The sequence below is a fragment of the Streptococcus pneumoniae genome (genome assembly GCF_001457635.1).
Classification (GTDB): Bacteria; Bacillota; Bacilli; order Lactobacillales; family Streptococcaceae; genus Streptococcus; species Streptococcus pneumoniae.
This window is the reverse complement of sequence record NZ_LN831051.1, coordinates 1,755,157-1,776,550: the sequence shown is the minus strand read 5'-3', so window position 1 is coordinate 1,776,550 and position 21,394 is coordinate 1,755,157. Positions and strand designations below refer to the sequence as shown.

At 38.5% G+C, this 21,394-nt stretch carries 14 protein-coding genes and 2 pseudogenes; 12 read left to right on the top strand and 4 right to left on the bottom strand.

The window, feature by feature from the left end; translation table 11 throughout:
• The first annotated feature begins 13 nt into the window (after positions 1–13).
• The 8 genes and pseudogenes from AT689_RS09405 (at position 14) to AT689_RS13525 (ending at position 9,752) form a co-directional block, all read left to right on the top strand.
• On the top strand, positions 14–838 hold the full coding sequence (locus AT689_RS09405) for an alpha/beta hydrolase (protein WP_001076704.1): 825 nt from the start codon (positions 14–16) through the stop codon (positions 836–838).
• A gap of 21 nt (positions 839–859) precedes the next feature.
• Positions 860–1,599, top strand: a pseudogene (locus AT689_RS13735) (esterase family protein).
• Between the two features lie 12 nt (positions 1,600–1,611).
• Positions 1,612–2,778, top strand: coding sequence for an ATP-grasp domain-containing protein (locus AT689_RS09390; protein WP_001108647.1), 1,167 nt, complete (start codon positions 1,612–1,614; stop codon positions 2,776–2,778).
• 259 nt (positions 2,779–3,037) lie between these two features.
• Entirely contained in the window at positions 3,038–3,163 is a 126-nt protein-coding gene (locus AT689_RS13530) for a hypothetical protein (RefSeq protein ID WP_001813706.1), read from the top strand.
• A 122-nt stretch (positions 3,164–3,285) separates the two neighbouring features.
• Positions 3,286–4,779 carry a type I restriction-modification system subunit M gene (locus AT689_RS09385; RefSeq protein WP_000627748.1) on the top strand — a complete coding sequence of 498 codons (1,494 nt, stop codon included), beginning with the start codon at positions 3,286–3,288 and terminating at the stop codon, positions 4,777–4,779.
• Between the two features lie 12 nt (positions 4,780–4,791).
• Positions 4,792–5,901, top strand: a complete 1,110-nt coding sequence (locus tag AT689_RS09380; RefSeq protein WP_000756161.1) for a restriction endonuclease subunit S — start codon at positions 4,792–4,794, stop codon at positions 5,899–5,901.
• Between the two features lie 29 nt (positions 5,902–5,930).
• On the top strand, positions 5,931–9,281 hold the full coding sequence (locus AT689_RS09375; RefSeq protein WP_000526338.1) for a DEAD/DEAH box helicase family protein: 3,351 nt from the start codon (positions 5,931–5,933) through the stop codon (positions 9,279–9,281).
• A 270-nt stretch (positions 9,282–9,551) separates the two neighbouring features.
• On the top strand, positions 9,552–9,752 hold the full coding sequence (locus AT689_RS13525; protein WP_000693053.1) for a hypothetical protein: 201 nt from the start codon (positions 9,552–9,554) through the stop codon (positions 9,750–9,752).
• Between the two features lie 114 nt (positions 9,753–9,866).
• Here AT689_RS13525 and AT689_RS09365 read toward each other — a convergent pair whose 3' ends face one another.
• Together AT689_RS09365 and AT689_RS09360 are read right to left on the bottom strand one after the other, a co-directional pair.
• On the bottom strand, positions 9,867–10,337 hold the full coding sequence (locus AT689_RS09365; protein WP_001042996.1) for an arginine repressor: 471 nt from the start codon (positions 10,335–10,337) through the stop codon (positions 9,867–9,869).
• Positions 10,338–10,353: 16 nt separating this feature from the next.
• Positions 10,354–12,627 (bottom strand): Xaa-Pro dipeptidyl-peptidase, encoded by a 2,274-nt coding sequence (locus AT689_RS09360; RefSeq protein ID WP_001212049.1) that lies wholly within the window; start codon positions 12,625–12,627, stop codon positions 10,354–10,356.
• Between the two features lie 346 nt (positions 12,628–12,973).
• Between AT689_RS09360 and AT689_RS09355 the strand changes: the two genes are divergently transcribed.
• From AT689_RS09355 to pyk, 3 genes are all read left to right on the top strand, one after another.
• The gene (locus AT689_RS09355) at positions 12,974–16,075 is read left to right on the top strand and encodes a DNA polymerase III subunit alpha (protein ID WP_000561536.1); all 3,102 of its coding nucleotides are present in this window, start codon (positions 12,974–12,976) and stop codon (positions 16,073–16,075) included.
• Between the two features lie 82 nt (positions 16,076–16,157).
• On the top strand, positions 16,158–17,165 hold the full coding sequence (gene pfkA / locus AT689_RS09350) for a 6-phosphofructokinase (RefSeq protein ID WP_000820852.1): 1,008 nt from the start codon (positions 16,158–16,160) through the stop codon (positions 17,163–17,165).
• A gap of 58 nt (positions 17,166–17,223) precedes the next feature.
• Positions 17,224–18,729, top strand: coding sequence for a pyruvate kinase (pyk, locus tag AT689_RS09345; RefSeq protein WP_001042808.1), 1,506 nt, complete (start codon positions 17,224–17,226; stop codon positions 18,727–18,729).
• A 263-nt stretch (positions 18,730–18,992) separates the two neighbouring features.
• On the opposite strand, the gene AT689_RS13730 is transcribed toward pyk, so the two are convergent.
• Together AT689_RS13730 and AT689_RS13810 are read right to left on the bottom strand one after the other, a co-directional pair.
• Complete coding sequence (locus AT689_RS13730) at positions 18,993–19,241, bottom strand: site-specific integrase (protein ID WP_001167984.1); 249 nt, start codon at positions 19,239–19,241, stop codon at positions 18,993–18,995.
• Positions 19,242–19,572: 331 nt separating this feature from the next.
• Positions 19,573–19,656: pseudogene (locus tag AT689_RS13810) on the bottom strand (S24 family peptidase); the annotation flags it as partial.
• An 823-nt stretch (positions 19,657–20,479) separates the two neighbouring features.
• On the opposite strand from AT689_RS13810, the gene AT689_RS09330 reads away from it, so the two are divergent.
• Positions 20,480–21,352, top strand: a complete 873-nt coding sequence (locus tag AT689_RS09330; RefSeq protein ID WP_000749599.1) for a DUF4300 family protein — start codon at positions 20,480–20,482, stop codon at positions 21,350–21,352.
• Positions 21,353–21,394 lie beyond the last annotated feature (42 nt).

The following is a 21,394-nucleotide window of genomic DNA, read 5'->3' as shown; positions in this document are numbered from 1 at the left end:
GAGTTTTCTGACAATGAATCAATCCTACTTTTATCTAAAAATGAAAGAACACAAACTCAAGGTTCCTTATACAGGTAAGGAGCGCCGTGTACGTATTCTTCTTCCTAAAGATTATGAGAAAGATACAGACCGTTCCTATCCTGTTGTATACTTTCATGACGGGCAAAATGTTTTTAATAGCAAAGAGTCTTTCATTGGACATTCATGGAAGATTATCCCAGCTATCAAACGAAATCCGGATATCAGTCGCATGATTGTCGTTGCTATTGACAATGATGGTATGGGGCGGATGAATGAGTATGCGGCTTGGAAGTTCCAAGAATCTCCTATCCCAGGGCAGCAGTTTGGTGGTAAGGGTGTGGAGTATGCTGAGTTTGTCATGGAGGTGGTCAAGCCTTTTATCGATGAGACCTATCGTACAAAAGCAGACTGCCAGCATACGGCTATGATTGGTTCCTCACTAGGAGGCAATATTACCCAGTTTATCGGTTTGGAATACCAAGACCAAATTGGTTGCTTGGGCGTTTTTTCATCTGCAAACTGGCTCCACCAAGAAGCCTTTAACCGCTATTTCGAGTGCCAGAAACTATCGCCTGACCAGCGCATCTTCATCTATGTAGGAACAGAAGAAGCAGATGATACAGACAAGACCTTGATGGATGGCAATATCAAACAAGCCTATATCGACTCGTCGCTTTGCTATTACCATGATTTGATAGCAGGGGGAGTACATCTGGATAATCTTGTGCTAAAAGTTCAGTCTGGTGCCATCCATAGTGAAATCCCTTGGTCAGAAAATCTACCAGATTGTCTGAGATTTTTTGCAGAAAAATGGTAAGTTAAGAAAGGAAAAAACGAAATGCATATTGAACATCTTAGCCACTGGAGTGGTCATCTTAACCGTGAAATGTACCTTAACCGTTATGGACATGGTGGGATTCCAGTTGTGGTCTTTGCTTCATCAGGTGGTAGTCACAACGAATACTATGATTTTGGCATGATTGATGCCTGTGCTTCCTTTATCGAGGAAGGCCTTGTCCAGTTCTTTACCCTATCTAGTTTGGATAGTGAGAGCTGGTTGGCTACTTGGAAAAATGCTCATGACCAAGCGGAAATGCACCGTGCCTACGAACGTTATGTGATTGAGGAGGCCATTCTTTTATCAAGCACAAGACAGGTTGGTTTGATGGCATGATGACGACAGGTTGCTCTATGGGAGCCTATCATGCACTCAATTTCTTCCTCCAGCATCCAGATGTCTTTACCAAAGTGATTGCTCTCAGTGGTGTTTACGACGCACGTTTCTTTGTCGGTGATTACTACAACGATGATGCTATTTACCAAAACTCGCCAGTAGATTATATTTGGAACCAAAACGACGGCTGGTTTATTGACCGTTACCGTCAGGCAGAGATTGTGCTGTGTACGGGGCTTGGAGCCTGGGAACAAGATGGTTTGCCATCCTTTTACAAGCTCAAAGAAGCCTTTGACAAGAAACAAATTCCAGTCTGGTTTGCTGAATGGGGACATGATGTCGCCCATGACTGGGAATGGTGGCGTAAACAAATGCCTTATTTCCTCGGTAATCTCTATTTATAAAAGGAGTTACCTATGAATTACCTTGTTATTTCTCCCTACTATCCACAAAACTTTCAACAGTTTACCATCGAACTAGCTAATAAAGGCATCACAGTCTTGGGAATTGGTCAAGAGTCTTACGAGCAATTGGATGAGCCCTTGCGCAATAGCTTGACCGAGTATTTTCGTGTTGATAATCTTGAGAACATAGATGAAGTCAAACGTGCAGTTGCTTTTCTCTTTTATAAACATGGTCCAATTGGCCGCATCGAGTCTCACAATGAATACTGGCTTGAGCTAGACGCAACACTCAGAGAACAATTCAATGTTTTTGGTGCCAAACCAGAGGATCTCAAAAAGACGAAATATAAGTCTGAAATGAAGAAACTTTTCAAAAAAGCAGGTGTTCCTGTGGTACCTGGAGCTGTTATCAAGACGGAAGCAGATGTTGATCAAGCAGTGAAAGAAATCGGTCTTCCAATGATTGCCAAACCTGATAATGGAGTGGGAGCAGCCGCAACCTTTAAACTTGAGACAGAAGACGATATCAATCACTTCAAGCAAGAATGGGACCATTCAACCCTTTATTTCTTTGAAAAATTTGTCACTTCCAGCGAAATCTGTACCTTTGACGGGCTCGTGGACAAGGATGGAAAGATTGTCTTCTCAACAACCTTTGACTACGCCTATACACCGCTTGACCTCATGATTTATAAGATGGACAATTCTTATTATGTGCTCAAGGATATGGATCCTAAACTGCGCAAGTATGGGGAAGCAATTGTCAAAGAATTTGGTATGAAAGAACGGTTTTTCCATATTGAGTTCTTCCGTGAGGGGGACGATTATATTACCATCGAGTACAATAACCGCCCTGCAGGTGGTTTTACCATTGATGTTTATAACTTTGCTCATTCCTTGGACCTTTATCGTGGCTATGCAGCTATTGTCGCAGGAGAGGAGTTCCCGGCGTCAGACTTTGAAACTCAGTATTGTTTGGCTACTTCTCGCCGTGCAAATGCTCACTATGTTTATTCAGAAGAGGATTTGCTTGCCAAATATAGCCAGCAGTTCAAGGTTAAAAAAGTCATGCCAGCTGCCTTCGCGGAACTTCAAGGAGATTACCTGTATATGCTGACCACTCCGAGTCGACAAGAAATGGAGCAGATGATTGCAGATTTCGGACAACGTCAAGAATAAGAACTATCGGATTAAGGAAATTAACTCCCTTAATCCTTTTGTTTTGTCTGATAAAAAATAAGAGCATCCCAACAAGGTAGCTATCATAAAACTTGTTCGATAACTATTTGAAGCAGGATTAGGTGGTCAGAAATTAAATTTTAATATTTCAATTGAGTCATAGTATTGTGTTTGCGTATCCTTAAATCAGCTAAAAGGATCCATGACGACACCTATACGATATAGTTTTCAAGATACCAAACAAGTCTATTAATATTCAATGAAAATCAAAGAGCAAACTAGGAAGCTAGCCGCAGGTTTCTCAAAACACTGTTTTGAGGTTGTGGATAGAACTGACAGAGTCAGTATCATATACCTACGGCAAGGTGAAGCTGACGTGGTTTGAAGAGATTTTCGAAGAGTATAAAATATTCAGGTGACGCATAGATATAGTTAATTGAAGCTTTGTTTGAAATCTGATAAAATAATGATATTACTAAGTTTTAAAAACTAAAGAAAAGGGAAGATATGATTACAGGCGAATTAAAAAATAAAATCGATCAGCTGTGGGAAATTCTTTGGACAGAAGGAAACGCAAATCCTTTAACAAATATTGAACAGTTGACTTATCTCTTATTTATGAAAGATTTGGATAGTGTCGAGCTTGGACGTGAAAGTGATGCTGAATTTCTAGGGATTCCTTATGAGGGAGTTTTTCCAAAAGATAAACCTGAATACCGTTGGTCAACTTTTAAAAATATAGGAGATGCTCAGGAAGTTTATCGTTTAATGACTCAGGAGATTTTTCCGTTTATTAAAAATCTCAAGGGGGATACAGATGATACAGCCTTTTCACGATATATGCGAGAAGCTATTTTTCAAATAAATAAACCTGCTACGCTTCAAAAGGCAATTTCTATCTTAGATGTTTTTCCAACTAGGGGATTAGATGTAGATTTTGATAATGACAAACAAAGTATTACTGATATCGGAGATATCTATGAATATCTGTTATCAAAATTGTCGACCGCAGGTAAAAATGGACAGTTCCGTACACCTCGTCACATCATCGATATGATGGTTGAGTTGATGCAACCGACTATCAAAGATATCATCTCAGATCCCGCTATGGGTTCTGCTGGCTTCTTAGTATCTGCTAGCCGTTACTTAAAGCGTAAGAAAGATGAATGGGAAACCAATACAGATAATATCAATCATTTTCATAATCAGATGTTTCATGGAAATGATACGGATACGACTATGTTGAGACTTGGGGCGATGAACATGATGCTACATGGAGTAGAAAATCCACAAATCAGTTACCTTGACTCGCTGTCTCAAGATAATGAAGAAGCCGATAAATATACTTTGGTTTTAGCAAATCCTCCTTTTAAGGGCTCACTTGACTACAATTCAACCTCTAATGACCTTCTTGCAACCGTAAAAACCAAAAAAACAGAATTACTCTTTCTTTCTCTTTTCTTGCGAACTTTAAAACCAGGTGGACGAGCAGCAGTTATCGTACCTGATGGTGTCCTTTTTGGTTCGTCTAAAGCTCATAAAGGAATTCGTCAGGAAATTGTAGAGAATCATAAGCTTGATGCTGTAATCTCAATGCCTAGTGGTGTGTTCAAGCCTTATGCTGGAGTTTCAACTGCCATTCTCATCTTTACAAAAACTGGTAATGGTGGTACTGACAAAGTCTGGTTTTACGATATGAAAGCGGATGGTTTAAGTTTGGATGATAAGCGACAACCGATTAGCGACAATGATATTCCAGATATTATCGAACGCTTTCATCATCTTGAAAAAGAAGCAGAACGTCAGAGAACGGATCAATCTTTCTTTGTTCCAGTTGCTGAGATAAAGGAAAATGATTATGATTTGTCTATCAATAAATATAAAGAGATTGAGTATGAAAAAGTTGAGTATGAACCAACAGAGGTCATCTTAAAGAAAATCAATGATTTAGAAAAAGAAATTCAAGCTGGCTTGGCTGAATTAGAAAAATTACTCAAGTAGAGAGGTGGCTGTATGAAAAAAGTGAAGTTGGGGGAAGTCTTATCTCTAAAAAAAGGCAAGAAAGCCACTGTACTTGCTGAACAAACAACTCTAAGCCAACGTTATATTCAAATAGATGATTTAAGAAATAATAATAATTTAAAATTCACTGAAAGTTTAAATATGACTGAAGCACTCCCAGATGATATTCTGATAGCATGGGATGGAGCTAATGCAGGAACAGTTGGTTATGGATTATCGGGAGCTGTTGGTAGTACAATTACGGTCTTAAAAAAGAATGAGCGATACAAAGAAAAAATTATATCAGATTACTTGGGAGTCTTTTTGGAAAGTAAATCGCAGTATTTACGAGATCATTCAACAGGTGCAACAATTCCTCATTTAAACAAGAATATATTACTTGATTTACAATTAGAATTGCTAGGTATCGAAGAACAAGAGAACATTATCTGTATTCTTAATACGATTAAAAGGCTTATTACTAAAAGAAAATTGCAGTTAGATGAACTAAACTTGCTCGTCAAATCCCGATTTAACGAGATGTTTGGGGAAAATAAAATATTTGAAAGCATTGATAACTTATTTGATATTATAGATGGTGATAGGGGCAAAAATTATCCTAAATCAGATGAGTTGTTTAGTGAGGAGTACTGTTTATTTTTAAATACAAAGAATGTTACTAAAAACGGATTTTCATTCGATACAAAGCAATTTATCACTAAAACAAAGGATAAATTACTTCGAAAAGGCAAACTTGAGCGTTATGATATAGTCTTGACAACAAGAGGTACTGTTGGAAATGTAGCGTACTACGATGAATTAATAAAATATAAACATTTACGTATAAATTCAGGTATGGTAATATTACGTCCCAAGACACCAAATCTAAATCAGAAATTTATTATCCATGTTTTAAGGAATAATAATTATAGTCGAGTGATATCAGGAAGTGCTCAGCCTCAGTTACCAATTACAAAATTAAAAAAAATACTTCTCCCCCTCCCCCCACTAGCCCTCCAAAATGAGTTCGCAGACTTTGTAGTCCTGGTCGACAAATCACAATTTGCTTGTGAGATAGCTATAAAAGTGTGGAGAAATAGCTTGAAATTTAGTATAATATAGCTAAACTATTTGTTTAAAGTGAGAAAAAAATGGGAAATTTTAGCTTTCTTTTAAAAAATGACGAATATGAATCTTTTTCAAAACCTTGCATTGAAGCTGAAAATATGATTGCTACATCAACTGTGGCTACTGCCTTTATGGCGCGTCGTGCTTTGGAGCAGGCTGTCCATTGGATATATAGTCACGATTCATATTTAGAAGCTCCCTATCGTGCTACTCTATCTTCTTTAGTATGGGATGATGATTTTAGGGATATCGTAGATTCTGAACTCCACAAGCAGATAGTTCTGTTGATTCGGTGGGGAAACCATGCTGCTCATGGTGGTGAAATTAAGGAACGAGAAGCGATTTTAGCTTTACATCATTTGTATCAGTTTGTTAATTTTATCGATTATTGTTACAGCAATGAATTTGTGGAGCGTTATTTTGATGAGAAGTGCTTACCACTTTCAGCAAACATCAAATACCGAGAAACTCCACAATCTATGATAAAGTTACAAGACAGTTTACCAGAACTGCCTGATTTTCATGAACAGATGGCTGCTCAGTCCGTAGAAGTTCAAGAGACTTATACTGAAAAACGTGAGACTGCAGCGCAACGGCAAGATGTGCCTTTCCATATTGAACAATTATCTGAGGCAGAGACAAGAAAGCTCTTTATTGATATCGATCTCCGTTTAGCAGGATGGATATTTGAAGAAAACTGTCGTGTTGAGATAGCCGTTGATGGTCTCAAGCACGGTTCAGGAATTGGTTACTGTGACTATGTACTTTATGGTAAAAATGGGAAAATTTTAGCGATTGTAGAGGCTAAAAAAGCCTCTGTCAATCCAGAAGTAGGGGAAGTACAGGTCAAAGAATATGCTGAAGCTCTTGAGAAACATATCGGCTATCAGCCAATTTGCTTTATTACAAATGGGTTGAAGCACTATATACTTGATGGTCCGAACCGACGCCAGATTGCAGGCTTTTACTCTCAAGAAGAATTGCAATTAGTGATGGATAGACGTCATCTTCAAAAACCACTTGAGGATATTTCTAGTAAAATTAGAGATGATATTTCCGGGCGTCACTACCAAAAACATGCGATTGCAAGCGTTTGTGAAGCTTTCTCTGATCATCGTAGACAGGCACTTTTGGTTATGGCAACTGGGGCTGGGAAAACTCGTACAGCAGTTTCTCTAGTTGATATCTTATCACGTCATAACTGGGTAAAAAACGTTCTCTTCTTAGCCGATAGAACTTCCTTGGTTAAGCAAGCATATGATTCGTTTAGAAAATTACTCCCAGATCTTTCCGTTTGTAACTTCTTAGAAGATAAAGAAGGAGCTCAATCAAGTCGCATGGTCTTTTCAACTTATCCGACCATGATTGGAGCGATTAGTGGTCAAGAAGAAGTAAATCAACGCCCTTTCACTGTTGGGCATTTTGACCTTATCATAATTGACGAATCTCACCGTTCTATTTATCAGAAATACAAGTCCATTTTTGATTATTTTGATGCAAGGATTGTAGGCTTAACAGCTACTCCGCGTCAAGATTTAGATAAAAACACCTATGGATTCTTTAATTTGGAGAATGGGGTTCCAACATATGCATATGATTTGGAAGAGGCTGTTAAAGACGGATATTTAGTAGCCTATCATTCTATCGAAACCAAACTGAAACTACCTACGGATGGTCTACATTATGATGATTTGTCCAAAGAAGAAAAGGAACATTTTGATAGCAAATTTGAAGACGATAGCTGTGAAAAAGATATTGATGGGAGTGTATTTAATTCCTTTATTTTCAATAAAAGTACAGTAGAAATTGTTTTAAATGAACTCATGACAAGAGGAATTCAGACAGCCTCGGGTGATGAAATTGGTAAAACTATTATTTTTGCTAAAAATCATGATCATGCGGAATATATCAGAGGTATTTTTAACAACCGCTATCCTGAAAAAGGGAGCGACTATGCTCAGGTAATTGATTATAGTATTAAGCATTATCAGACCTTGATTGATGATTTTAAAATTAAGGAGAAGTATCCTCAAATTGCGATTTCTGTAGATATGTTAGATACAGGTATTGATGTACCAGAGGTTGTTAATTTAGTCTTCTTCAAGAAAGTACGCTCTAAAACTAAGTTTTGGCAGATGATTGGTCGAGGAACCCGTCTGTGTAAAGATTTATTTGGACCTGAGCAGGATAAGGAAAACTTCTTGGTATTTGATTATGGGGACAATTTTGATTATTTTCGTGCAGATCCAAGAGATGGAGAGGGTCGTCACATTGTTTCGTTGACTCAGCGTTTATTTAATATCAAAGTGGACTTGATTCGAGAACTTCAGGGACTCCAATACCAAGAAGATCAGTTTGCGAGAGCATACCGTCAGCAGCTTGTCTCGGAACTTCAAGGTCGTATAGAGAGCTTAAATGAGTTGGACTTCAGGGTTCGTATGGTTTTAGATACAGTTTATAGCTATAGGAAATTGGAAAGTTGGCAGAATCTAACTGCTGTTACAAGTGAAACCATTCAAAAAAATCTCTCTCCGCTTTTATTTGATGAAGATAAAGAAGATGAGATGGCGAGGAGATTTGATTTGTGGTTGCTTCATATTCAGTTGGGGCAACTGACAGCTAAATCTTCCACTGTTCATATTTCCCAAGTGATGAAGACGGCTAGAGCTCTTTCTGCTATTGGCAATATCCCGCAGGTTTTTGAGCAGGCTGAAATTATCAGGAAAGTACAGGAGCCTGAATTTTGGAAAGAAGTTAACTTGTCTGATTTGGAAAAAATTCGTCTTGCTATTCGAGATTTATTACAGTTTTTGGATAAAACAGACCGTAAACCCTACTATGTTAACTTTGAAGATCGTATACTCTCCACTGTTCACGAGACCACAGCATTTTTGCAGGTCAACGATCTTCGGTCTTACAATGAAAAAGTTGAGCATTATTTGAAAACTCATCTGGATGAGGAGTCCATTTCTAAGCTATACCATAATAAAAAGTTGACATCTGATGATATGCTTGCACTTGAAAAATTGCTCTGGGAAAAATTAGGTAGTAAAGCAGACTACCAAAGTCATTATGAAAATAAGGCAATTCCGAGATTGGTTCGTGAGATTATTTGCTTAGATAGAGAGTCTGCCAATCGTATTTTTTCTAAATTTTTGTCGGATGAGAATCTTAATGCCAGGCAGATTTCATTTGTAAAATTGATTGTAGACTACATTGTAGAAAATGGTTTTTTAGAGACGAAAGTGTTAACGCAAGAGCCGTTTAAATCTTATGGTTCTGTTCAACTACTCTTCCAACACCAACTACCAGTACTTCGTAATATTGTTCAAATCATTGAACTTATCAATAATCGAGCTGGAGAAGCGGCTTAAATTCTAAAGTGATTGCCATGCTGAGACTCATTTAAAATTAAAAAGAGTAGAAATTTATGCTATATATGAGAAGTTTTATTAGGAAGAATGTCATCGTTTTCCTAGAATACAGTATCAGTTGTTAAGTGGCTGATAAATTTCAAAGTAGATACTTGTACCACGATGTTTGTTGATCGAGTTATTAACAAAAGAGCTACTTTGATTTTAAAGAAATAGAAAACAAAAAGCCGAGCAAGAATTCAATTGCAGGAGAAAATGAAATAATACTCAATGAAAATCAAAGAGCAAACTAGGAAATTAGCTGCAGGCTGCTCAAAACACTGTTTTGAGGTTGTAGATAAGACTGACGAAGTCAGCTCAAAACATGGTTTTGAGGTTGTAGATGAAACTGACGAAGTCAGTAACCATACCTACGGCAAGGCGACGTTGACGCGGATTGAAGAGATTTTCGAAGAGTATAAATCTTCCTAGGATAAAGCAAAACGCATAGTATCAAGTGTTGAAAACCCTTGATACTATGCGTTTTCTGATGTTAAAGACTTTCTACCAGTTTTTTTAAGCATAATTGTTAGTTGTAGTCATTTATTATTCTTCAAAGAAAAATGGTGGGGCGAATTTTTTCAGTTCTTCAAAGCACTTTTGAGCAGTATCTGCATCTTCACAGATGATAAGACAGACATCATTACCACAAAGGGTAGCGATAGCGTCAGGGAAGCTCAAAGTATCAATGATAGAACCAAAGGATTGAGCCAGTCCAGGAAGGGTTTTTAGTAGGACTTGGTGTTGAACTGGGCGCATCCAGACAAGGGCGTCTTCCATGTAGAGTTCGAGACGTTTTTCCCATTTTGAGATGGAACCATTGTTAAGAACATAATAAGCGCTATCTTCTTCGCGGACTTTTGATAGGTTCATATTTTTGATGTCGCGTGAGAGGGTTGCCTGGGTTACTTGAATGTCGTTCTTAGCAAGAAGGGCTTGCAACTCAGCCTGTGTATGAATCTTGTTTTTTGTGATAAGAGCGCGTATAAGTTGGTGGCGGTGTTCTGATTTATTCATAATAATGTAACTCCTTTTAGCAAGGTAAGGTAAGCATGGACTGAGCGAGGTCGACAGTCAAGTGGTAGTCTGTATTGTCACGGATGGTGATTTCAAAGTCAGTAGTATAGAGGACTAAACGGAGAGTGTCTCCTTCTTTTAGCTTGTAAATAGTTGGCTGCAGTTCAAATTGAACGTCCATCCATTCATCTGCAGTAATATCCTCTACTAACAGTAAATCATTTCTATTTTGTAAATTAAGGTAACCTTTTGTCACGACTCGTTGTGCCTCTGGTCTAAATGGCAATTCACAGAGATTTTCCAACATGTGATAGCGACCGTTATCAATGGTTCTAGCACTTAAAATAGCTGGATAAGGTTGTAGGTATTTCTTTTGCCCAAATTCTAGCAGTTGGGCAGATAAGAGCCCCTTGTTTGTACTGGATTTGATACGAAGATTGAGCTGAGCGCGACCGTTTAGGTGGAGATCTTTAGTCACAGGAAGGTTAATAGTAATCTGATTAGCTTTCCCTTGATAGAGCTCTGTATTGAAGGTTTGGTATGTCTTACTATAGCGCTCAAAATCCTTATCTGGGTACTGGTTTTGAATAGCTTGCTCTTCTTGACCAAGTGAGAAGGTTTTACAGTTTTCTTGCCCACCGAAGTTATCAAGTGATAACCAAGTCTGTGGAGCTGTATTGTCCTGCCAGATAACAGTAGGAAGTTGAAAGTCTGTTTCCTGTCCTAGTAATTTCTTGGTTAATAAGGCATTTATGGACTCACGGAAGTCAATTGATTGCCAATTGTTCATGTAAACATGGGCACCATTATGGAAAAAGAGATGCTTGTGTATATGAGTAGGAAGAGCATGGAACATCTGGTAAACATGAAGTGGTTTGACATTCCAATCCTGAGAACCATGAGTAAAGACAACCTCTGCCTTTACTTTATGGGCATTGAGCAGATAATTGCGGTCATGCCAAAACTGATTGTAGTCCCCAGTTTTTCGGTCTAGCTGAGCTTTCACTTTTTCTAAGTCAGCTTGGTGAGCTTCATTGCCACGGATATAGTCGCCAGCTAAGAGATTACGAGAATAGGTTAACTCAGCAAGGGAGTCAAAGTCCTCACCTGGATAACCACCTGGGCTAGTCACCAGACCGTTTTCACGGTAGTAGTTGTACCATGATGAAATTCCTGCCTCGGCAATGATAACTTCTAAACCATCGACTCCTGTAGTCGCAAGACCATTGGACATGGTACCTAGATAGGAAAGTCCCGTTGTAGCAACTTTTCCGTTTGACCAATCAGCCTTGACTTGACGCTGGCGCGTGTGATCAGTAAAGGCACGGCAACGGCCGTTAAGCCAATCGATGACATTTTTATAAGCCTCGATTTGCTGGTAGTCTCCATTAGTCATGAAACCTGTCGAGTCTTTGGTACCAACACCTGAGACATAGAGATTGGCAAAGCCTCTCGGAAGGAAGTAGTCGTTTAGTGTATAGCTAGAGTTGATGTGAGTTAGCTTTTCCTCAGCCTCTGCTATAAGCTCAGCTTGACCTTGGGGTTGGACGAGATTTAGTTGAGGTTTCTCTAGCTCAATCTTGTGAGGAAGCTTAACCTCAAGCTCGCCCTCCATCTTGTAGAGAGCCTTGTCACTAGCCTTGTCATTGGTTCCCTGATGATAAGGGCTGGCTGTCATGATGGCAGGGATTTTTCCATCAAAACGAGGGCGAATAATGCTAACCTTTACTAGGTCTGATAGCCCTTTTTGGTCAGTATCGACACGAGACTCAACGTAAACGACTTCACGAATGACATCCTGGTTAGAAAAAGTAGCCAAACTCTTGCCGTTAAAGTAGTGGTAGTCATTATCCTCCGGAATAAGACCATCACTAACAAGTTGGTCGATAAGAGTATTTCCTTTTTTGGTGCGAGTATTGAGTAACTGATAGAGATTTTCAATCAAGTCACCATATATAATGGGAAATCCAGTTTCTTTACGAAAAACGTCACTATCTTCGAAGTCAACCAAATAAGAAAAGCCTAAAAGTTGAAAAGCAACAGTATAAAAAATATCTGCTGTCAGTTCATCTTCTGATTGAAAAAATGTCAGCAGGTCTGTTTTTTTATCAGCTGCTAGGATAGAAAGTGGGTAGTTGGTGTCTTGATAAGTGAAAAAGAAACGACGTAAAAAGGTTTCAAGTGAGTCTTTGTGATTGGCTGTATTTTGTAAATCAAAGCCACATTTTTTTAGCTCAGATAAGACATTTTCTTTTGGAAAATTGATATAACTATATTGATTAAAACGCATAGAACCTCCATATAGAATGACAGTTAAGGTTATTATATCAAAAAAAAAAGCAGAAAGGGAATTGTTAACTTCAAAAGGAAATAATCCAATAAAAATGAATAAAGTACTAAATTCAATATAGAGAACAGAGTAACAATAAGAATAATAGATAGGGTATAAAAGTTCTAGGAGATTTATATTATATGCTTTCTATTTTTATATACAATATAGTATAAATATAAAAATGATGACAAAAATACAAATGAATAGAAAATAAATTAGTAAGCTGATGAAATTTTTCTCAAGAGAAGCCATTTATAGGTGAAAATGGTATAATATAGTGAGAAGGATAGAGGAGAAGTGTAAATTGATCGCACAACTAGATACAAAAACAGTCTATAGTTTTATGGAAAGCGTCATTTCGATCGAAAAGTATGTGAGAGCAGCTAAAGAATACGGCTACACTCATTTGGCTATGATGGATATTGACAATCTTTATGGCGCTTTCGACTTTCTAGAGATTACAAAAAAATACGGCATTCATCCTTTGCTAGGGCTTGAAATGACAGTGTTTGTAGATGATCAGGAAGTGAATTTGCGCTTTTTATCTCTATCTAGTGTGGGCTATCAGCAGTTGATGAAGCTTTCGACAGCCAAGATGCAGGGGGAGAAAACTTGGTCAGTCCTGTCCCAGTACCTGGAGGATATCGCGGTCATTGTGCCTTATTTTGATAGAGTTGAGTCGTTAGAACTAGGCTGTGATTACTATATAGGGGTTTATCCAGAAACACTAGCAAGCGAATTTCATCATCCTATCTTACCTCTTTATCGGGTCAACGCTTTTGAAAGCAGGGATAGAGAAGTTCTTCAAGTTTTAACAGCGATTAAAGAAAATCTACCGCTCAGAGAAGTTCCCTTGCGTTCGAGACAAGATGTCTTTATATCAGCAAGTTCTTTAGAGAAACTATTCCAAGAGTGTTTTCCGCAAGCTTTGGACAATTTAGAAAAGCTTATTTCAGGCATTTCTTACGACTTGGATACTAGTCTGAAACTGCCTCGTTTTAATCCAGCTAGACCAGCAGTAGAGGAGTTGAGAGAGCGTGCTGAACTGGGGCTTGTTCAGAAGGGGTTGACTAGTAAAGAATATCAAGATAGACTAGACCAAGAATTGTCTGTTATTCATGATATGGGCTTTGATGATTATTTCTTGGTTGTTTGGGATTTGTTGCGTTTTGGACGATCGAATGGCTATTATATGGGAATGGGAAGGGGTTCTGCAGTAGGCAGTTTGGTTTCTTATGCCTTAGACATCACGGGGATTGACCCAGTAGAGAAAAATCTGATTTTTGAACGCTTTCTTAATCGTGAACGCTATACCATGCCTGATATTGATATTGATATCCCAGATATTTATCGTCCAGATTTTATCAGATATGTTGGTAATAAATATGGTAGTAAACATGCGGCACAAATCGTTACTTTTTCAACCTTTGGAGCCAAGCAAGCTCTTCGAGATGTCTTGAAACGCTTTGGTGTGCCAGAGTATGAATTATCTGCAATTACTAAGAAAATCAGTTTTCGTGACAATCTTAAGTCGGCCTATGAGGGCAATCTCCAGTTTCGTCAGCAAATCAATAGTAAGTTAGAATACCAAAAAGCTTTTGAGATTGCTTGCAAGATAGAGGGCTATCCAAGGCAAACCTCTGTCCATGCGGCTGGTGTTGTAATTAGTGACCAAGATTTAACCAACTACATTCCTCTAAAGTATGGTGATGAAATTCCACTGACTCAGTATGATGCTCATGGAGTTGAGGCTAGCGGACTTTTGAAGATGGACTTTCTGGGACTACGAAATTTGACCTTTGTCCAGAAGATGCAAGAGTTGCTTGCTGAAACAGAAGGTATTCACCTTAAAATTGAAGAAATAGATTTGGAAGACAAAGAAACGTTAGATTTATTTGCCTCTGGAAATACAAAAGGTATCTTTCAATTTGAGCAACCTGGTGCCATTCGCTTGCTCAAACGTGTTCAACCAGTCTGTTTTGAAGATGTCGTAGCAACTACTTCTCTAAATCGACCAGGTGCAAGTGACTACATCAATAATTTTGTGGCAAGGAAGCATGGGCAGGAAGAAGTGACTGTTCTAGATTCAGCTCTGGAGGATATTTTGGCTCCAACTTATGGCATTATGCTCTATCAGGAGCAGGTTATGCAGGTTGCTCAGCGATTTGCTGGATTTAGTCTTGGGAAGGCCGATATTTTGCGTCGAGCTATGGGTAAAAAGGATGCCTCTGCTATGCATGAGATGAGGGCTTCCTTTATTCAAGGCTCCATAGAAGCAGGCCATACTGCGGAAAAAGCAGAGCAGGTTTTTGATGTTATGGAGAAGTTTGCAGGTTATGGATTTAATAGATCTCATGCCTACGCCTACTCAGCCTTGGCCTTCCAGTTGGCTTATTTCAAAACGCATTATCCAGCCATTTTTTATCAGGTCATGTTAAATTATTCCAACAGTGATTACTTAATAGATGCACTTGAAGCAGGTTTTGAAGTAGCCTCTCTATCCATCAATACTATTCCCTATCACGATAAAATTGCCAACAAGTCTATCTATATAGGTTTGAAATCGATTAAGGGGCTCAGCAAGGACTTGGCGCTTTGGATTATTGAACATAGACCTTATTCTAACATTGAAGATTTTATAGCTAAATTACCTGAGAATTATCTGAAACTTCCTCTGCTAGAACCTTTGGTAAAAGTTGGTCTTTTCGATTCATTTGAAAAAAATCGTCAAAAAGTATTTAATAACTTAGCTAATCTATTTGAATTTGTGAAAGAGTTGGGAAGTTTGTTTGGAGATGCTATTTATAGTTGGCAGGAATCGGAAGATTGGACGGAACAAGAAAAATTTTATATGGAACAAGAGCTTTTAGGGATAGGTGTCAGCAAACATCCACTACAAGCTATTGCAAGTAAGGCTATTTACCCGATTACCCCAATCGGAAATTTGTCAGAAAATAGCTATGCTATTATTTTGGTTGAAGTTCAGAAAATAAAAGTGATTCGTACCAAAAAGGGTGAAAATATGGCCTTCTTACAGGCAGATGATAGTAAGAAAAAATTGGATGTCACTCTCTTTTCAGACTTATATCGTCAGGTTGGACAGGAAATAAAAGAGGGAGCCTTCTACTATGTAAAAGGAAAAATACAATCACGTGATGGCCGTTTGCAAATGATTGCACAAGAAATAAGAGAAGCAGTTGCTGAACGCTTTTGGATACAGGTGAAAAATCATGAATCGGATCAAGAAATTTCACGTATTTTAGAACAATTTAAAGGCCCAATCCCAGTCATCATCCGGTATGAAGAGGAACAGAAAACCATCGTTTCTCCCCATCATTTTGTAGCTAAATCCAATGAATTAGAGGAGAAATTGAATGAAATCGTTATGAAAACGATTTATCGCTAAAAATACGGAAAATAGAAGAATTTTAAAATCAAATGTGATATAATCAAGAAGAATGTTAAAAGAAAAAGGAGCATAAACCAATATGAAACGTATTGCTGTTTTGACTAGTGGCGGAGACGCACCTGGTATGAACGCTGCTATCCGTGCAGTTGTTCGTCAAGCAATTTCAGAAGGAATGGAAGTGTTTGGTATCTATGACGGATATGCTGGTATGGTTGCCGGTGAAATTCATCCCCTAGATGCAGCTTCAGTAGGAGACATCATTTCTCGTGGTGGTACTTTTCTTCACTCAGCTCGTTACCCAGAGTTCGCTCAACTTGAAGGGCAACTTAAAGGGATTGAGCAATTGAAAAAACACGGAATTGAAGGTGTAGTTGTTATCGGTGGTGACGGATCTTACCACGGCGCTATGCGTTTGACTGAACATGGCTTCCCAGCTATTGGTCTTCCAGGTACAATCGATAACGATATCGTTGGTACTGACTTTACAATCGGTTTTGACACAGCGGTTACTACTGCCATGGACGCTATCGATAAGATTCGTGATACATCATCAAGTCACCGTCGTACTTTTGTAATCGAAGTTATGGGACGTAACGCTGGTGATATCGCTCTTTGGGCTGGTATTGCAACTGGTGCTGATGAAATCATCATCCCTGAAGCAGGCTTCAAGATGGAAGATATCGTAGCAAGCATCAAAGCTGGTTATGAATGTGGTAAAAAACACAATATCATCGTCTTAGCTGAAGGTGTGATGTCAGCGGCTGAATTTGGTCAAAAACTTAAAGAAGCTGGAGATACAAGCGACCTTCGTGTAACAGAACTTGGACATATTCAACGTGGTGGTTCTCCAACTGCGCGTGACCGTGTTTTGGCGTCACGTATGGGTGCACATGCTGTTAAACTTCTTAAAGAAGGTATCGGTGGTGTTGCGGTTGGTATTCGTAACGAAAAAATGGTTGAAAATCCAATTCTTGGTACTGCAGAAGAAGGGGCATTGTTTAGCCTTACTGCAGAAGGTAAGATTGTGGTTAACAACCCGCACAAAGCCGATATTGAGCTATCTAGCTTGAATAAGAGCTTGTCATAATTTACAATTTAGTTAATAAGACCAAAAAGGTCATATATATAAAGGAGTCACAAAAATCATGAACAAACGTGTAAAAATCGTTGCAACTTTGGGTCCTGCGGTAGAAATCCGTGGTGGTAAAAAATTCGGTGAGGACGGATACTGGGGTGAAAAACTTGATGTTGAAGCTTCAGCTAAAAACATTGCTAAATTGATTGAAGCTGGTGCTAACACATTCCGATTCAACTTCTCACACGGCGACCACCAAGAACAAGGTGAGCGTATGGCAACTGTTAAACTTGCGGAAAAAATTGCAGGTAAAAAAGTTGGTTTCCTTCTTGATACAAAAGGACCTGAAATCCGTACAGAATTGTTCGAAGGTGAAGCTAAAGAATATTCATACAAAACTGGTGAAAAAATTCGTGTTGCAACTAAACAAGGAATCAAATCAACTCGTGAAGTGATTGCGTTGAACGTTGCTGGTGCTCTTGATATCTATGATGATGTTGAAGTTGGTCGTCAAGTTTTGGTTGACGATGGTAAACTTGGTCTTCGTGTGGTTGCTAAAGATGATGCAACTCGTGAATTTGAAGTTGAAGTTGAAAACGATGGTATCATCGCTAAACAAAAAGGTGTGAACATCCCTAACACTAAAATTCCTTTCCCAGCTCTTGCTGAACGCGATAACGACGATATCCGTTTCGGTCTTGAACAAGGTATCAACTTCATCGCAATTTCATTCGTACGTACTGCAAAAGATGTGAACGAAGTTCGTGCAATCTGTGAAGAAACTGGAAACGGACATGTTCAATTGTTCGCTAAAATCGAAAACCAACAAGGTATCGATAACTTAGACGAAATCATCGAAGCAGCTGATGGTATTATGATTGCTCGTGGTGATATGGGTATCGAAGTACCGTTCGAAATGGTTCCAGTTTATCAAAAAATGATTATCAAGAAAGTCAATGCTGCAGGTAAAGTTGTTATCACTGCAACAAACATGCTTGAAACAATGACTGAAAAACCACGTGCAACTCGTTCAGAAGTATCAGACGTATTCAACGCTGTTATCGACGGAACTGACGCTACAATGCTGTCAGGCGAGTCTGCAAACGGTAAATACCCACTCGAGTCAGTAACTACAATGGCTACAATCGACAAGAACGCTCAAGCTCTTCTTAATGAATACGGACGTCTTGATTCAGATTCATTTGAGCGTAACTCTAAGACAGAAGTAATGGCTTCTGCTGTTAAAGATGCTACTAACTCAATGGATATCAAATTGGTTGTAACTCTTACTAAGACAGGTCATACTGCACGTTTGATTTCTAAATACCGTCCAAATGCTGACATCTTAGCATTGACATTTGACGAATTGACAGAACGTGGCTTGATGTTGAACTGGGGTGTTATCCCAATGTTGACAGATGCTCCATCTTCAACTGACGATATGTTCGAAATCGCTGAACGTAAAGCGGTAGAAGCAGGTCTCGTTGAGTCAGGCGATGATATCGTTATCGTTGCTGGTGTGCCAGTAGGAGAAGCTGTTCGCACAAACACAATGCGTATCCGCACAGTACGTTAAGAAAAATATAAAAACCTATCATATCCAGCTTTCTAGCCTGTATGATGGGCTCTTTTTTTGTCCAGGGGGCAAAACTTTCATAATGGATTGATACTCTTCGAAAATCAAATTCAAACCACGTCAGCGTCGCCTTACCGTACTCAAGTACAGCTTGCGGCTAGCTTCCTAGTTTGCTCTTTGATTTTCATTGAGTATGAAATAAGATATGTACAAATTGATTAGAAAGTCAAATGAATTTCTACAAATGTTTTAGTAATCGCAATCTACTTGTCTAGATTCGATCTGATATATTTTCGATTTAATGATATGGTATTTAAAACCTCCAAAGTAGCTTGCTCCATTCTTTTACTTACGTGAGTGTAGATGTTATTTACTGTTTTAGCGTTTTTGTGTTCCACTCTAACCATTATAGCATTCTTCTCAGCTAGTGTACTAAGGAGTGTGTGCCTGAAAATATGGGAACTAAGGGGCTGGTTTATCGGTTTCTCTAGTTTAGTATTTGCCTTTTGCAAAGTGATGTTAAATGCCTTTCTCTAAATTCACATATCACTATTGTTTAACAAAATCTAATCTACTTTAGGTCACTTATTCTTTTTTTGAAATGTAGAATGAACTTTTTCAAAGTTTTTCGAATCTTTTAAAATCTGTTTGTTTTATATCGCCATTCTCCCCCTTTTTTAATTCTCCCTATATAGCCTGATAGCTTTCCCGATGGTACGAATATGGTTGCTTTCGTCTAGGTGGATGTCGGGGTATTCGGGATTGAGTTTTTTTGAGGCAGCCTTGGCGGAGTTTCTTGACATAGTTAGTGCCGTCTACTTGGAAGATGCCGATGGTATTATAGTCAATCTGTGGGGTATTCTTGATAAATAGGTAGTCGCTGTTTCTTATCTTTGGCTCCATGGACTTGCTGACGACATAAGCGATTGGGTCGTAGTCGTCTGGGATAATGGAAACTCCATAACTAAATCGTCGTCCTGCATCGAGCGGCTACCTGCAGAGATAAACTACCTAACACGAGAGTAAGTAGTCTGTCTGTAGTCGTCCAGTCTGATGATTTTTACGATACTTCGTTTTTCTGATCATACAGTTGCCTCTCGGCATAGGTCAGAACTTTACCTTGTCTGGGTGGTGCCCGTTGGTCGTAGATAGATTGGATATCGCTAGGAGAATCCTTTTGAACTGGAGGAAAGAGGGCATCAATCAAGCTACTGAATACTTTAACTAAGTCAAATATAGTATTTTTCTTAGTAGACCTAACCCTTTTTTCATAATTTCTAATGGTGTTTTTACTTATACCTATCTTAGTACCCAATTCTTATTGAGTCCAACCATTACTAGTCTATATTGTTTTATAGTTGATTGAGTTTGGAATAGTACGCTGTAGCTGCTAAAACATTTCTAGGAATTAATTTGCCTTTCCTAATAGAGTTGTTCATATCTTATTTCAATCTATTATATTTTTCGCCTCTAACAATCGCAATCTCTTCTTTATCTACGAACGAAATCGCTTTCTATTTTTGTAAGTAAAGCATCACACGAAATCCACGAAAATGAAAACCTTTGTTGTGTTTTCGTAAAAAATTTGTTGACAGAGCACGAAACGCCTACTATAATTAAATCAAGTTTAAGGAAATAACAAAAAAACAAATCGGAGGGAAAGACGATGAACACATTAAATGAGAAAGTAATCAATATCTGTAAAGCAGTAGTTAAAGAAACTTTAATCCAAGACATTTAGGAGAAAGAAATGAAGAAATCAAGAAAATTAGCCACATTAGGAATCTGTTCAGCCTTGTTTTTAGGCTTGGCTGCTTGTCAACAACAACATGCTACTTCTGAGGGTACGAATCAAAGGCAAAGCAGTTCAGCGAAAGTTCCATGGAAAGCTTCATACACCAACCTAAACAACCAGGTAAGTACAGAAGAGGTCAAATCTCTCTTATCAGCTCACTTGGATCCAAATAGTGTTGATGCATTTTTTAATCTCGTTAATGACTATAATACCATTGTCGGCTCAACTGGCTTATCAGGAGATTTCACTTCCTTTACTCACACCGAATACGATGTTGAGAAAATCAGTCATCTCTGGAATCAAAAGAAGGGCGATTTCGTTGGGACCAACTGCCGTATCAATAGTTATTGTCTTTTGAAAAATTCAGTCACCATTCCAAAGCTTGAAAAGAATGACCAGTTGCTTTTCCTAGATAATGATGCGATTGATAAAGGAAAGGTCTTTGATTCACAAGATAAGGAAGAGTTTGATATTCTATTTTCGAGAGTTCCAACTGAGGCAACTACAGATGTCAAGGTTCACGCTGAAAAGATGGAAACATTCTTCTCACAATTTCAATTCAATGAAAAAGCTCGAATGCTGTCTGTAGTCTTGCACGACAATCTGGATGGCGAGTATCTGTTTGTAGGCCACGTTGGGGTCTTAGTACCTGCTGATGACGGTTTCTTATTTGTAGAGAAATTGACTTTCGAAGAGCCCTACCAAGCGATTAAATTTGCTAGTAAGGAAGATTGCTACAAGTATTTGGGCACCAAGTATGCGGATTATACAGGCGAGGGACTGGCTAAGCCTTTTATCATGGATAATGATAAGTGGGTTAAACTTTAATAGTGTTATGATATGACAGTAATCTTAGGATTTTTATTTCTA